We start from the raw sequence: 16,260 nt of genomic DNA on the forward strand, positions 1-16,260 counted from the left end.
AATCGTCAGAAGGGGTTTATTCAGAGCCAGCAGGAACTGACGTTGAACGCTACCGGCAGTGTTGATAACCAGTCCGGAGAAATGAGCGGCGAACACCTGAAGCTGACGGCGGAGAGCTTGAATAATACGCAAGGCAAGGTGATCAGTCAGGAGCGTTTGCAGCTTGGCGCCCATCAATCGATTGACAATCAGCAAGGATTTGTCGAGGCCGGTGATGTGCTGGATATCCGCACCGACGGCAGTTGGAATAACCGCGGCGGTATCGCACAAGGGGGCAAGCAGGTTGTGGTTTCCGTGCATGGCATCGACAACACTGACGGCAAATTACAATCGGGTGGCGACCTGGCGCTCAACAGTACGGGGGATGTCATTAATCAGGCAGGTACCCTGACGGCGCAGCAACACCTCAACTGGCAGGGTGGTACGGACAGCCGACTGAACAATGACGAGGGCAAATTGTTCAGCCGTGGTGCGATGTCGCTGCGAGGCGGGCAGCTGATCAACCGCCAGAAGGGGTTTATTCAAAGCCTGCAAGAACTGATGTTGAATCTAACAGGCAGTTGGGACAATCAGGGCGGAAAATTGGCCAGTAGCGGGAGCAGTACGGTGAATGCTCAGAGCCTCCTCAATGCGCAGGGGGAAATTCAGGTGCTGGACACGCTTGATATGCAATTCACTCGTGCACTAGATAACAGCAACGGTCGTATCTTCAGCAGGTTGAAGCAGTCCCTACATGCGGAAGATATTCTTAACGCCCAAGGATGGATAGGTAGTCAGGGTAGCTGGTTCGCCACGGGTAGCCGGTTTGACAACCGAGAGGGCAGCGTGTTGAGTCAGCAGGAGACAACGGTTGCAGTAAGCGCGCTGAACAATCAAAAAGGTATCTTACAGTCGGTGGGCGCGCTGGTGCTACGTGTGGCACAGGATATTGATAACCGGGCTGGTAAAATCAGCTCCCAAGGACGGTTAGATGTACAGGGGGCCAAAGAGGACGTAGCGGCCGGTAGATTACAGAACGTCGGCGGGAAGCTACAGGCCGGCGATGGTCTTGTTGTGACGGTACAGGGTGTGGATAACCAAAACGGCCTACTCTACAGCCAGAAGCAGATGCGGCTGACCTTAAGCGATATCTTGGATAACCGTCAGGGCAAATTGAAAAGCGGTGGGGATATGCAGCTTGGTGCGCAATCGCTGCTGAACGAGACGGGGTCGATGGACAGTCAGCAGCAGCTTGGGTTGCGCATTCTGGGATTGTTGGACAATACCCGGGGAGTAGTGAGAAGCAACGGCGGCCAGCAGATATCGGCCGAACGGGTCGATAACCGGCAAGGGGTGTTCAGCAGCCGGGGAGCGCTTGAGCTTGCCGCGAGTCGGCTTGATAACCCGGACGGTATGATTATCAGCCAAGGTACCGGTATTTACCGCATCAACGTGCTCAATAATCAGCAGGGCAAAGTTCACAGCAACGACACGCTGATACTTAGTGGCGAACAGGTGAACAATCAGGCAGGACAGCTGATATCAACTAAGGCGATGCGTCTCGGCAGTAAGCAGCTCAATAACGGCGGGCAGGGGAAAATCACCAGCCAAGATGCGCTGGTTGTGCAGGCCGATCGACTGAACAACCGCGAAGGCGGGCTGCTGCTGGGTACGACGTACACCGACGTGACTGCCCGCGAGCTGGACAACACCGCAGGGCGTCTGCAAAGCGCCGGAGCCCTGATGTTGTCGCACCTTGATGTGCTGGACAATCGTCAGGGGTATCTCTTGGCTAACAAAACACTCAACATCAATGCCGGTAATACCAGCGCGCCTTCTGTGCTGACACTATTCAATCAGGGCGGTACCATTCAGAGTGGGGAACAGATTACGGTCAATGCCCGTACCTTGAATAACCAAGGCGGGACATTGCTCAGCCAGCAGGCGCTGACGCTTGCTGTGCAGCAGGACTACACCCACCGGATCGGCGATACGTTGAGCAGTAACGGGGCGGTGACCTTCTCTGTTGCCGGTGTGCTGACTAATCAGACCGACTGGTTGTTGCCGGGTAACCTAGCTGTCAACAGTACCCATTTCACCAACCTGGGTGCCTTGGTCGGGAAAACGCTGCAACTGACCACTGGGACACTGCGCAATCTGGGGCGCTTGGAAGCTGACAGCATCATGCTCACCAGCGACACCTTGGACAATCCGGCGACCGTCATGGGTGATAAGATCACGGTGCGTAGCCGGGTCATCGACAACTATGGGCGAGATGCGGTAATCGCCGCTACGGAGAGTTTGAACCTGCATGCCAGCGAGAGTCTGACCAACCGGGATGGCAGCCTGATCTATAGCAGCGGTACTTTGCACCTTGGCAGTGACGGCCGGATTGAGAATCGGGCGAGCCGCATTGAGTCTGACGGGGATATTTGGGTTGAGGCCAAACAGTTGGATAACCTGCGCGAAGGGCTTGACATCACGCGCGAGGCGGAAAAAAACGATTACAAATGGCATCGTTACAACTACAACTGGCGCTCTTACGGCTCGACGGTTAATCCCGACAAAAACACTATGACGCCTATTACACAGCGTCTGACGTTCCGCGATGACGCTGCGGCGGAAAATAATCGTTACGGTACTCTACTGGCTATCGATGCCACCGGCAAACGAGCGCAGGTGCGAGTGAAGGATAGTAGGGGGAAGATGCGTGAGCTGTGGGTGAACTACCTAGCTCTGACGCCGGGCAGCGATGGCGGCTACGACATGACATTTTACGAGACGCGCGGTTTTCGTCAGCGTGCGGTACCGACACCTTATCACAACACGGTCTGGCGCGAGCACAACCGGGGGCGGATTGAGCAATGGGATCCGGAGAAGCATGTCGACATTGCGGACGTGCCCTTTGTGACTGACTACAACAATTTCCGTGAACGCTCGACAACCGGGACGGTGACAAGGGACAAACTGGTGTTTGCGGGTATCGGTGCCCATATTCTGGCGGGCGGCAACATGATGCTGCGCATTGCCGATCAGCTGCTCAATGACGCCAGCACCCTCAGTGCCAACGGCGATCTGTTGATGAAAGGCAACGGCAAGGTCACCAACCAGGGCTATTCGGTGAACGAACGGTATCAAGAGTACATTATCGATCACTACGACAGGGACACCAGGCACTGGTATCCTACCTTCAACCGTGACGAAACCAGAGCGTTGGCTACCATTGACGGTATTATCACCGGGCATGGTAATGTCACCATCAACGGCGCACATTTGGAAAACACCACGGTCAATCAAGCACAAATCAGTAGCATTGATGCGGCACAGAAGGCGGCAGAGGCCGAACGTGCGGAATGGGAACGCAATCCACTGGCGGTGACGGTTGATGGGGCAGACTGGCAGATGGGAGATACGAAACTGATACCGGGCAGCCAGCCGCTCACACCGGACATTGAGCCGCTCACGCCGGGCAGTCAGCCGCTTACACCGGACATTGAGCCGCTCACGCCGAGCAGTCAGCTGCTTACACCGGACATTGAGCCGCTTACGCCGAGCAGTCAACCGCTTACACCGAGCAACCGGCCGTTCACGCCGGCCGAACTGGCACTGACCAATAAACAACATCTCGGCAGTGTGGCAACATTTGTCCCCAATAACGGCCTGTTCCGTCAGCACCCGGCTGAAGGGAATCCTTATCTGGTGGTGACCGACGAACGCTTTACCAGCAGAAGCCGGTTTATCAGCAGCGATTACTTGTTGCAGCGAGTGGGATATGACCCGATGCAAGTGCATAAACGCTTAGGTGATGGGTTCTATGAACAACGTCTGGTACGTGAGCAGGTGCTCAAACTGACTGGTCGTCCTTCCGTGCGCGGTGAAGATGCGATGGCGCAATACCAGTCGCTGATGAACAACGGTGTCAAGGTGGCAAAAGATTTCCACTTGAAACCAGGGGTGGCGCTGACGCCGACGCAGATTGCGGCGTTACAGCAGGATATCATCTGGCTGGTGAGTGAGACGGTCGAGACTGCCGCCGGCCCGCAGACAGTGTGGGTGCCCAAGGTCTATCTTGCCAACACCACGCTGCGGCTCACGGGTGACGGCGCCCTGATTGGCGGAGGCAATCTGAACCTGTCAGCGAACAGTCTCAACAACGCTGGTAATCTGTTTGCTGATAAGGCGCTTAACATTGACGCCGGTCAGTTCCTACATCAGGGTGGCGATATTCGTGCAGACAGTATTAATGTGCAGGCGGATACTCTTACCCTGAGCACTAATCTACAGGATGCGTTGCGTCAGGCGACGATGAGTGCACGTGAACTCAGCCTCAGCGGCGGGGATATCCGGCTGCAAGGGGCCAAACTTGGCTCCACGCAGAACCTCAGTCTGCACGCGCGCAACAATCTGGATATCACTGCGGCCAGAAGTAGTACCACGGCTGACCTTGAGGTGATTTCGGGAGCGATGGGCAATCGCACCAGTGACGGTATGGAGGACCCCGGAAAGCGTATGGCGCAGGTCAGCGGTGAGTGGCAACAGGCATTGGGTAGTACGCTGAATGCTGATGGCAATCTCAGTCTGGCTGCGGGGCAGGACATTACCCTGCAAGGGAGTCAGGCTAAAGCTGGGGGGACCACCCGATTGCAGGCAGGCGGGGACGTGGAATTACTGGCGGAAACCACTACTAACCGCACGTATCTGGAGGCCAATAGCAGCACCTCATCGGTGAGTAATCATCGCGAGGAAGACCGACTACGCCTCAGTACACTGAGCGGTGATAAAGGGGTGACAATTCGGGTGGGAGAAAGCCTGGTGGCCGAAGGGGCGCAGGTTGACAGTCAATCGGGCAGTATCGGTTTGAGTGCACAAGCGGTTACCATTAAAGACGCCCGTCAGCGCATTACCGACAAGGATAGTGAGCGCAAACGCGAAGGCAGTACGAAAAGTCAGAGGGAAATGGAGACTGTCAGCGATAGCGTTGTGGGCAGCACCTTTAGCGGGCGTGACGGCGTTACAGTCGTGGCCCGTGAGGGGGATATCACAGTCACGGGCAGTACGCTGCACAGTGAGCAGGGCGCGCTTGCGTTGCGGGCGAAAAAGGACATTACGCTTAACAGTGCCACTGAGAGTGACTACCAATTCTCGGAAGAGCGTTCGGAGAAAAAAGGCTTCTTGTCGAAGAGCAGCAGCCATACGGTACAGGAAGACAGCGTCACCCGCGAGAAAGGCACTCTACTCAGTGGAGACAGCATCAGCATCACGGCGGGCAACGACTTGGCGGTGAGTGGGTCAGCGATAGCAGGTGATAAGGATGTGACCTTGCAGGCGGGCAACAACGTCGATATCACTGCGGCTACCGAAACTCAATCCCACTATTTGCTGGAAGAGAAGAAAAAGAGCGGATTGCTTAGCAGCGGGGGTATTGGTTTTACCGTGGGCAGTCAGTCCACTCGTCATCAGGTCAATGAAGACGGCACTACACAAAGCCAGAGCGTCAGTACGGTGGGCAGTAGTCAGGGCAATGTGAGCATCACAGCTGGCAATCGCGCACATATCGGTGGTGCTGATCTGGTGGCGGGCAAGGATCTCAGTATTACCGGCGACAGCGTGCAGATTGACCCGGGGTATGACAAGCGCACCCGGGAGGAGACGTTTGAGTCGAAGCAAAGTGGGTTAACCGTAGCGTTGTCAGGGACGGTGGGCAGTGCTCTCAATACCGCGGTCAGCACGGCACAGCAGGCCAGAAAAGAAAGTGACGGGCGACTCAAGGCCTTGCAAGGCACTAAAGCAGCTCTGTCCGGTGCACAAGGTTATCAGGCTTGGCAGCTCAGTCAGGCGGAGTCTGCGAAAGCCGATGCCATCAACCAAGCGGGCGGTAAGGCTGACAAACCGAATGATACCATCGGCATTCAGCTTTCTTATGGCCGCCAGTCCGCGAAATCGGAAACCCGCAGTGAACAGACTGAATCTCAGGGCAGCAGCCTGAATGCTGGACAGGATATCCGTATTAAGGCGACCGGAGGCAGTTCAGACATCGAAAACAGCGGTAATATCCAAGTGACAGGCAGCAGCTTGAAAGCGGGTCACAATATTGAAATGGACGCGAAGCGTGATATCGTGCTGGAATCTGCCGAAAATACCCAGACCACCAGAGGTAAAAACAGCAGCAAAGGTGGCAGTGTCGGCGTGGGACTGACTGTCGGGCAGGGCGGTTACGGCATTAAATTCTCGGCCAGCGTCAATGCAGGCAAAGGCCATGAAAAAGGTGACGGGGTGACCCACACTGAAACACTGGTCGATGCGGGTAATCAGGTCATCCTAAAATCGGGGCAGGATACGACGCTGAAAGGGGCACAGATCAGCGGGGATAAAGTAACTGCCGATGTGGGCCGTAACTTGCACCTGCAAAGCGAACAGGACAAAGACAATTACGACAGCAAGCAGGAGAATGTCAGCGCAGGAGCCAGCTTCACCTATGGTTCGATGAGTGGTTCGGCAAGTGTGAATACTAGCCGTGACAAAATGCACAGTAGGTTTGACTCAGTGAAGGAGCAGACGGGTATCTTTGCAGGTCAGGGCGGTTTTGATGTCAAGGTTGGTGAGCATACCCAGCTGGATGGTGCTGTGATTGCCAGTACGGCAGATAAAGATAAAAACCGTCTGGAGACGGGGACGTTGGGCTTTAGCAATATCGAAAATAAAGCGGAGTATAAGATTGAACACCAGAGTGTGGGGGTTAGCACAGGTGGCGCGATTGGCAGCCAGCTGACGTCCAACATGGCGTCAAATATGTTGTCTGGCATCAATAAGAGTGACAGTCAATCATCCACGACTTATGCAGCAGTAGAAGATGGCACGATTATCGTGCGTGATAAGGATAGGCAGAAACAGGATGTAGCAGAGCTGAGTCGTGATACGAAAAATGCCGCCAACGGTCTGACACCTATTTTCGACAAGGAGAAAGAGCAGCGACGGTTGGCGCAGGCGCAGGCTATCGCCGAAATCGGTGCTCAGGTGATGGATCTTTACAGTACCCATGAGGCGATTAAGGCGACGAAAACCGCGACGGAAAAGCTGAAAGATCCACAAACGCAGTTGAAACTGAAACAGGATGCTGAAGAGCAACTGAAGAAGGAAGGTAAGGCAATTGATGCTAAAAGCCTTGCTGAGCGGGCGTATAAGATAGCTTATGACGGTGCAATCAAAGATCAGGGTGCCGATATTGGCAGCTCGAAACGTCAGGCTGTCACAGCCGTGGTTGGCGCACTTCAGGGACTGGCTGGGGGGGATATTAAGGCGGCGATTGCCTCTGGGGCGGCACCGTATCTGGCGAATGCGGTAAAAGACCTGACCTATAATGGTAAAAAACATTATGATGAGCTGACGGCGGAAGAAAAAGCCACCAATCTGGCGGCCCACGCGATTTTAGGCGGGGTGATTGCCGAAATGAAGGGCGGCTCTGCCGCTGCGGGGGCGGTAGGCGCGGCAGGAGGTGAATTAGCGGCGTCTGCCATTGCCAGTGTGCTCTACCCGGATAAGGAGCAGGGTGAGCTGTCGCTGGATGAGAAGGAGAAAATCAGTAACCTAGCGACACTGGCGGGAGGATTGGCGGCGGGACTGGCGACGGATTCGACAGCAGGTGGTGTGGCCGGGGCGCAGACGGCTAAGAATGCGGTTGAGAATAACTATCTGAGTGTCAATGAGCTGGACAATTTTGCGCACCAAGCCCGAACCTGTGAAGGGGAAAGTTGTAAGCAGGTGATCAAGGATATGGTTGATACCAATATCCGTAATCAACAGGAAATGATGGACTTCTGTAACAGTAACTCGAACCAATGTGCGCAGAAGTATGGTTATCTGGTTGATCAGTGGCCTGTGTTTGAGCGTACCCTCAAAAATATGGACCGGGATGGAACATTGCCGGTTGAGTTCAGAAATTACCTGTCGGCGGTGAATACATTAGGTCAGGCTGCCACAGGCAAAGTGGGTGAACTCGGCTGGACAAAACGCTTTGAAGCGATGGGTATGAGTAAGGAGACTGCCGCTGCGATGGCGATGACGCTGCCTGTGATTGTTGAAGGTAGTAAAGGACCGAAATCATCGCCAACGACAAAAGGAAGCACAGGTGCAGTTGTTAATACAGAGAAAACGGCACTGGAAAAGATTGGGCAAAACGGTAAAGGCACAACGAATCTGGGTGATAAATCGGCTAATACTGTTTACCATCAACAGCTTATTAAAAATGCTGAGAAGATATCAACGGCAAAACCAGGGCAACAAGTTGCCGCACCAAGGGATCTGAATGAACAAACTTTCTGGAAACAAGTTGAATCAAATCCGTTACAGGGAAGTAAATTGTTAGGTATGAATAAAGATCCCCGTTTTCCGACAGCAGCTGGTTTTCAGAAAATGGAGGCGAAACATAGGCTTCCTAATGGACAAACAATAACTATACATTACCAGTACAATTCAAATACTGGTAAAGCCTATGATATGAAAATTACTACTCCTCAGAGAATCCAACAGGATTCTAAAAAGGTAATAGATTCAATAAAGGATAATGTTAAATGAAAATAAAAGAATCAGATGGCTCTATTGTTGATGTTTTTGCCATATATTGGTTTGGTGATGAAACATATTTTTATGGGTTACCACCAAATTATGGAGGTTTACAGGCATATAAATCTAATGAAGTCTCAGTTATTGATACAACGATAGATTTTAGAACTGTTTTTTTCTCGAATGATGATGCTAAGAGTGTACATCATTGGGCATTAATAGAAGAACAATTATTAGATGATCTTCTTGAGCTAGATGAAACTACTTATCAACGCTTTTTGGAAATCCTAAAGGCGGAAGGCAATATAGAACAGGATTTTTGTTAATTAGAAGTCCCGGTCACTTCAATGTGGCTGGGATCTTTCTTCTTTTAATCGTCAGTCCTTCTCAATAAGCCGGATAATCAACAGCCCGTGCTCAATGCTGACCTGCACTGGTTGCCCGGTGGGAAATCCTGCTTCTTGCAACCAGTTACCCTTTAAATGCATTCCGTCTACTGTGGGTAATTTAGGGGATTCAGCGTAATACTCCGGTCATCTCACCTTCCCCTCCGGCTCCTGCACGCTATAGCTTCCTTATCTTCACTTGGAGATTGACACCATGAGCCGTAGCCGATATACCCCGGAGCAAAAACAACACCATGTGACCCAATGGCGGCACAGTGGCCTGACCCGAAAACAGTATTGTGAACAGCATCAGCTGAATTTCTCCTCTTTCCGTGACTGGATTACCGACAGTCATAAAATACGCCAACATCTCAGCCAGACACTGCCCGCATCTTGCCGATTTCTCTCCAGCCTGACGACGAGCAGACCGTCTACCCTGCATACCCCAGATGGTTATGCCATTGCTTGTCCATTGACGCTGTTGCCTGAAGTTATGCGGGTACTGGCCCGATGCTGAAACCGCAACAGCTCTTTCTGGTGCGAGAGCCCGTCGACATGCGCCGGGGCATTGATGCCCTGACCCAACACCTCGAGGGATTGAATTTGTGTTTAGTCCCAACATTAACAATTTAGTTTTGTTGACTGCGTGTCAATTGAGCTTGCTCGCTTTCGTCAGTGAGCTTAGCAGAAACATACTTAAGCAGTGAAGGATCAACGTTTTCAAAAGTATTGACGTTAACGACGGCATAATCGCGACCGTTAATCTGACTGATGGCAACAGGCTATTCTTAACCGTGACAACTACCGGAAATTAGCATGTGTACCTCCTCAGTCTGCGTGTCTTAACAATGGTAGGGAAATGTGATTTGGTATTACTAGGTTGTGAGTTTTTAAAAATATATCATTGCTCATATAGTAACATTAGTTATTATATTTATAATAATAATGACTTTATTTTCAGTATTATATGTTGTGTTTTGTGTTTTGTGTTTTGTGTTTTGTGTTTTGTGTTTTGTTTTTGAATTTAAATTTTATGTTTTTTTGTTTACTAAAAAATGTTATTGATGTTACTATATTTTTAGTTGATATTTACATGAGTTTATTTTTATAAATGTTAATTATTAAAGAGATTGTATAAATTAATAGCTATGCCAATGTGTAATTTGCCAATGTGAAATTAAAATTATTTTGATTTTATTAATTTATTCATTAAGTAAGTGATTGTGTGCATTTGGTGTAAATTTAACTGGTGCATGTTTTTTATTTTATACGGAATTTATTTTGGGGTAATGTTTATTATATTGATTGGTTAATAGTCCATGAACAATAAATCTTCGTCTTTATTATTTATCGTTTTAATGGCTTTTCTTTCTATGGGAGGGTTGGTTTCATCGGATATATTCCTACCCGCCTTGGGTAAAATGGGGAACTATTATCACGTTAGCGAATCTAGTATACAAAGTGCAATAGCTATATTTCTATTTGGTATAGCCTTTTCTCAACTTATTTATGGGCCATTGAGTGATTGTTTAGGAAGAAAAAAGATTCTTATTTCTGGAATGATTATATGGCTAATTTCAACAATCGGTATTTTTTACAGTACGCATATTAGTGAATTGCTATTATTGCGATTATTCCAGGGAATGGGCGCTTGTGCTGGTATTACATTAAGTCGTGCCATTATTAATGATTTGATGGGGAAAGAAGAGGCAGCCAATTTGTATCTGATTATTTTCCCTTTTGTGGGAATGTCGCCCGCTGTCGCACCAATGATCGGAGGTGTGTTAAGTGAACATTATGGTTGGAAAGCCTGTTTTTTATTTCTTACTTTATTTATAACAGTCACGCTTATATTATGCTTGCTAGCTCTGAAAGAATCACTGCCAATAAAAAAGCGTCAAAAATTGAGTGTTAAAAATATATTGGTCAGTACTTACCAAGTGATCATAAATAAAGAGTTTCTTTACTATGCAGCAATACCTTGTTTCGCTTATACGGCATATTTTTCTTATTTGATTGAATCTCCATTTATTCTTACAGCTATGGGATTACCAGAAAAATATGTTGGTTACACCTATATAATGCTCTCTTTGAGTTACGTGTTGGGTAATCTTACTGCTAAGAAATTAAGTCGCCAGCAGGGCATGAGAAAGACGATTTCTCATGGCTATCTCATCTTTGCTGTTGGAGGTATCGCTTTCACGATACAAATGTTTTTTAGTTCCTACCCATTGATAACTTCTGTGCTAACAATATCAGTATTGACTTTCGGTAATGGTTTTTTGCTGCCGCTTGGTACTGCATCGGCAATTGCCACTCATTCTCAAGCGGCCGGGACAGCTTCCGGCATAATGGGAACATTGCAATTAGGTAGTGCAGGACTGGCATCATTGCTTATTGGTTATATATCTCACCATGAACCGATTAAAGTGGCATCTATCATCACCGTTGTTTCCTTGGTCGGTAGCATTATTTATATAACTGGTAATAGAGGTAATAAAGAAATAAGTAAGAAACAAACAATATAAACTAAAATAGGAATGAAAAATGGTTAATAATATAATTGAACATCTTTCAAACTTACATTTGATATGTTGGAACAACGGTTTTTGAGATAATCAGAAACAGTGTTCTTTCTAAGATATAGATTCTATTACTATTTTTGCTATACTTTTGAGATGTTTTTATTCACCAGTTGAGATAACTAAACATCATGGTTCAATTTAATCACTTTGAACTCTCGCTTCTGAACCCCAGCTTTGACTCCCCTTTGGTCGATGCGCTGACGGAACTGGAGTTACTCCGACACCTGCGGCTGGAAACTGATGTTCACCCTATCCTATTTGCGCAGTTGAAGGCCGTTTTCCACATGCTGGAGAGTCTTGGCTCCGCAAGGATTGAGGGAAACCACACCACGCTTGCCGACTATGTTGAAAGCAAGGTTGAAGGAACGCAGAGTTCGACGGACCAACTCAAAGAAATCAACAATATTGAAGCCGCGATGGAGTACATCGACGAATACCTAAGCAACGGCGATGACATAACAGAATATTTTATCCGCGAGTTGCATAGTCTGGCGGTAGCCGGGCTGCAACAGGAAGGCGACAGAACGCCCGGCGCATATCGGCAACATAACGTCAGCATCGCTCTGTCTGACCATTTACCGCCGGACCACATCCGCGTTCCTGATTATATGGCGGAACTGACCGCCTTTATTAATCGTGCCGATAAGCCAAAGTACGATCTGATGAAGATTGCACTGGTGCACCACCGCTTTGGCTGGATACATCCATTTGGCAACGGTAATGGCAGAACGGTCAGATTGCTGACCTATGCATTGCTTATCAAGTATGGTTTTAATGTTCAGGCTGGTGGGCGGGTTCTCAATCCGACAGCGGTATTCTGCAACGATCGTGAACGCTATTACGCCATGCTTTCGTTAGCCGATAAGGGAACAGAGCAGGGGCTGGAAGAATGGTGCTTATATGTGCTTTCGGGGATCTCCTCTGAGCTGAAGAAAGTCGATCAACTGACAAACCACGCTTTCCTGAGCGAAAAGATCCTGTATCCGGCCATCGATTTCTCATCGGAGAGAGGGCTGATAAACCTGCTGGAATCGAAGGTTCTGAAACGCGTTGTTGAGCTGGGGACGATAAAAGCGGGCGATCTACGCGCCGTTTTGCCTGATCTTAAACCGACGCAGGTGACTTATCAGCTTGGTAAGCTGATTGAACGGGGACTGCTTCAGCCAGTAGAAGAGGGGGCTCGTACCTATACGGCGAAGTTTTCTAACTCATATCTGATTCGTGGGGTGATTAAGGTTCTGCGGGAAGAAGGGTTTATTCCTAACCTATAATCTTAATGAGCAAATTGTTACTTACAATGTAGATAGCTTTTTTGACACATGTTTATTTCTTCTGTAAAAGCCCCCCTTCATAGAAGGGGGCATTGATAACGTCCCAGAGGGTGGTGTTCAGATGGGTATGAAATTAAGGTGGTTATTTTCTAAACCACCTTAATTTCATAGCGGTTGGTTAATATACTATAAATTTTCTTGTAACCAAGCTTCTAACGCATCTACTTGTACAAAATTAATATTAGTTTCATATGGCGGATATCTTAACCACCAGTAAATTTGTCTACTAATATATAAATGGATAAATTTAACTTCGTGATTATCTGCTGGCTCACTCCAGTTTAGTAGAGTACGAAGATTATTATAATTTTCTGCTAGGAAATTAATCCTTTTTTCTATTTTCCCAATCTGTCCCCTTTTATCACCTCTACCAAATATTTTCTCTCGTAAACGACGCATATCCTTAATGCAATAGTAGGGCTGATTATACTTACACTCTATATTCAACCAGGTATTGCTATCAGGAAAATAGGCTAAGGTATCAAAATCACCTACATCAGGAAATTTTTTCTTTGGAAAGCGTTTCTTAAAGTCGATGCCAAGTTCAATTTGGGTTGTGAACCTTTTTACAATATCAAAAGTGGTTATTTCTAATTGCTTTTCAATACTCTCTTTTATTTTACCAACTTCATGTGAAATGTGGCTCCATTCGAACTCGGCAGGAAGATATCCATTTGCAATATGGGAAATCCATATTGTGCCTGCCCGATATGCTGCCGCAGCTCCCCAGATTATATTATTATTACTAATTTCTATTAGTGGGCGAATATTATATCGGTGATCTCGTTTATTATGATCGGATATGGGTACATCAAAATATTCAGAATCAGCACCCAGCAATTTTCTTATCTTATTCGGATTAAGAATAAGAAAATCTATTATTTTCTCTACTTCTTCATTAATCAGGTTTGTATTATTGTTAAGTAATGTAGTTATCATATCAGCCCTTGTCGCCTGATATGAAAGATTTAATTCAATTTGGTTAAATCGAGCCCATTGAAAAAGAATAGAGAAAACAGCAAGTAAACTCGAGTATTTGAAACCGAGATCTTGTTGAAATATACGATCAAGAACATCTAAATTTTTATTTATAATGTCGGATTCTACTGAGTCATTATCATTTAAATTATAACCTAACTTATAGCCTGCTTGTTCTTCACTAAACTTATCTTCTTTAATCTTACGATCTTCGGAAAAAAATACTTGTGGGATGTAAAAATTATCTATATTCAAACCACCTACATCAATATCGTTATGCAAGATGTCACTTGCATTATAAAGTACTATTAACCAATCAATATCAGCAAGTAATTGTAAGATATCATCGGTAGCAGGTATGGTTTTACTTTTTTTGTTAAGACTCAAAGCGCATTCAAGCAAATATCTATAATTTGCTGACATACGGTTGAACTCAGTACTCTGTTTTGCTAATTTTTCTGTTCTATTATAATTAACCTCATGTTGAAGGCTTAACATAATATTTTGCTTTTTTCTATGATCTTCGGCTACATAAGCATCATAGTTTTCAATTACAAATTGTAGCAAGTGCTCCCTGTTCATTGAGCGTATTGTTGCGTGAATTTTTTCTCTGAAAAAATCGGCTAAAGGGTTAATAATATCCTTGGCCTTTTGTAACTCATAATTACCTTCCTGAACTCCAGACTCTTTAATTAAGTTAGCCAATGTTTTTCTGGCTAGTTTAAAGTGTTTGGCTTCAGGAATGTTTGGTTTTATTTCTAAAGTATCAAAGGTGCGCTTTTCTCTGGATATTGCCATCCTTGCGGGTCTGTTCCCTGTATTGATTATCTGTTGCCTAATATCTTCGGAGAACTCGATATGAAGTATTTGGGAGAGCGATTGTAAGAACGCAATGCAAACATCAGCCTGGAAACTGGCATTTTGAGGTCTGTTAAGACGATATTGCATGAGAGGTAAATTAATGTGAATTTTTATATTTGCAGAAGAATTATCTTTGTTAATTAATGACACGTGAGTGAACAATTCAGGATCAAAATTTTCTGTAATGTCGGAATTACTATCGACCAGATATTTTTTTTCAATAGTGCAGTGAACGGTAATTCTTTTTATATTTTGGAATGATATATTCTCTAAAATATCTTTTCGTTGCGATAGCGCATCACAAGTGCATTCTAAAAATAATGTCAGAAGCTGACCGTTAAGATGATCTTCATTTAGTAGTGGTTTGCGATCGGCACAAAAATGCATTGTGCAGTTATTTATTTTTGTGCACCAGCATACATAGAAATGACTTTTTGATATTAATGAAATATTTCCTTGGTAAGTATTACTGATATTCCATTTTACATTGACATCAGGAAAATTTGAAGGGACCTGTGACCAGTATTTTTCCAGTTCTTCATATCTCCAGTTAGATCCCCAATGAGGATCAAGAGTAATCATGTTGAAATTAATAGCACCATCTTCTAATACAGAATGAGTTCCTTTAAATGATGCAAATTTATCTATTACAGAAATAAAAAACGGATTTATTTTGGATTTATATTGCTCTAGATATGAAAAAATGATGACAATTCACTCAGGTTATCTATCGAGTCAAATAATGCAATAAATTCTACCAAGAAAAGAATATGATAACTATATTTTAGTTGCGGTGGCTTAAAAGGAAGCATAGCAGTAGTAAGATTAGAGCTTATGAAAATAAACTCAATATCATCAATTGCAAGTTGCTTTCCTGAGCCATTTCGAATACCTAATAGTTGTGATGATGAAATCGGTGATAAAGCCCATTTTCCTTGGCTAAAAAGTTCGAAAACATCTTCTTCTATCTTTTTTAGTTTGTTTATTGGATTAATATCAAAAGGTACAAATAAATAATACTTATCATTTCCCTGTAGTATCCCAGCGAATTTATAAGGTAGGATCTTTTTTTGATTCAGAAGCAGAAATGGTCCCTCAATAATGTTTTCAAAACGCTGGGATATGAAATTTGAAATTGCATCTGAACAATCGATATCCATTTTCTGGGAAGCATAGTGCTCAATAATTACATTTGCCATATTCCTGAATGACAATGGATAAACACGATCACCAATATTGATACCAATAGCAGGGAGCGCTATGCCTTCCATTATTATATTTGATAATTCAGTGGTGGAGTTAATGCTTTTAAATTCCCCTGGTTTTTTAATAAATATATTTTCTGTCTGATTTATTATTTCCTCAAACGCATGACTGGCATCCGTTAAAGCCTGATGGCAGGTTTTCCAGAACGTTTCTGGAGGGATTTCGACATGACCGGGTGAGAACTCTTGTTCTGAGAGTGTATCAACTGGATTTATGCCTGATAAAAACTGGTTCTGTAAAATAAGAACATTTTCCATTTGCTTAAGAATAATTGGATATTCTGCGTATCTAATTTCAAAAGCTTTAATATAATCA

8 protein-coding genes are annotated in these 16,260 nt (G+C 46.0%); 5 read left to right on the plus strand and 3 right to left on the minus strand.

Annotated elements, in window-relative coordinates; genetic code table 11:
• Positions 1-8,550, plus strand: an 8,550-nt coding sequence (locus OO184_RS16900; RefSeq protein WP_446500471.1) for a hemagglutinin repeat-containing protein, incomplete at its 5' end; no start/stop codon positions are given.
• The gene (locus tag OO184_RS16905; RefSeq protein ID WP_265380172.1) at positions 8,547-8,864 is read left to right on the plus strand and encodes a hypothetical protein; all 318 of its coding nucleotides are present in this window, start codon (positions 8,547-8,549) and stop codon (positions 8,862-8,864) included. The genes OO184_RS16900 and OO184_RS16905, both read left to right, overlap by 4 nt.
• A 51-nt stretch (positions 8,865-8,915) precedes the next feature.
• Here the strand turns inward: OO184_RS16905 and OO184_RS16910 are convergent, their stop codons facing one another.
• Entirely contained in the window at positions 8,916-9,026 is a 111-nt protein-coding gene (locus OO184_RS16910) for a SymE family type I addiction module toxin (protein WP_265380173.1), read from the minus strand.
• A 112-nt stretch (positions 9,027-9,138) separates the two neighbouring features.
• Between OO184_RS16910 and tnpA the strand changes: the two genes are divergently transcribed.
• The 3 genes from tnpA to OO184_RS16925 all read left to right on the plus strand — a co-directional run bounded on the left by tnpA (position 9,139) and on the right by OO184_RS16925 (position 12,780).
• Positions 9,139-9,441 (plus strand): IS66 family insertion sequence element accessory protein TnpA, encoded by a 303-nt coding sequence (gene tnpA, locus OO184_RS16915; protein ID WP_265380174.1) that lies wholly within the window; start codon positions 9,139-9,141, stop codon positions 9,439-9,441.
• Between the two features lie 802 nt (positions 9,442-10,243).
• On the plus strand, positions 10,244-11,452 hold the full coding sequence (locus tag OO184_RS16920; RefSeq protein WP_265380175.1) for a multidrug effflux MFS transporter: 1,209 nt from the start codon (positions 10,244-10,246) through the stop codon (positions 11,450-11,452).
• 185 nt (positions 11,453-11,637) lie between these two features.
• Complete coding sequence (locus tag OO184_RS16925; RefSeq protein ID WP_265380176.1) at positions 11,638-12,780, plus strand: Fic family protein; 1,143 nt, start codon at positions 11,638-11,640, stop codon at positions 12,778-12,780.
• A gap of 186 nt (positions 12,781-12,966) precedes the next feature.
• Here the strand turns inward: OO184_RS16925 and OO184_RS16930 are convergent, their stop codons facing one another.
• Positions 12,967-15,261 carry a hypothetical protein gene (locus OO184_RS16930; RefSeq protein WP_265380177.1) on the minus strand — a complete coding sequence of 765 codons (2,295 nt, stop codon included), beginning with the start codon at positions 15,259-15,261 and terminating at the stop codon, positions 12,967-12,969.
• A 107-nt stretch (positions 15,262-15,368) separates the two neighbouring features.
• Positions 15,369-16,202, minus strand: coding sequence for a hypothetical protein (locus OO184_RS16935; RefSeq protein ID WP_265380178.1), 834 nt, complete (start codon positions 16,200-16,202; stop codon positions 15,369-15,371).
• Positions 16,203-16,260 lie beyond the last annotated feature (58 nt).

The sequence above is a fragment of the Photorhabdus aballayi genome, from assembly GCF_026153155.1.
Taxonomy (GTDB): domain Bacteria; phylum Pseudomonadota; class Gammaproteobacteria; order Enterobacterales; family Enterobacteriaceae; genus Photorhabdus; species Photorhabdus luminescens.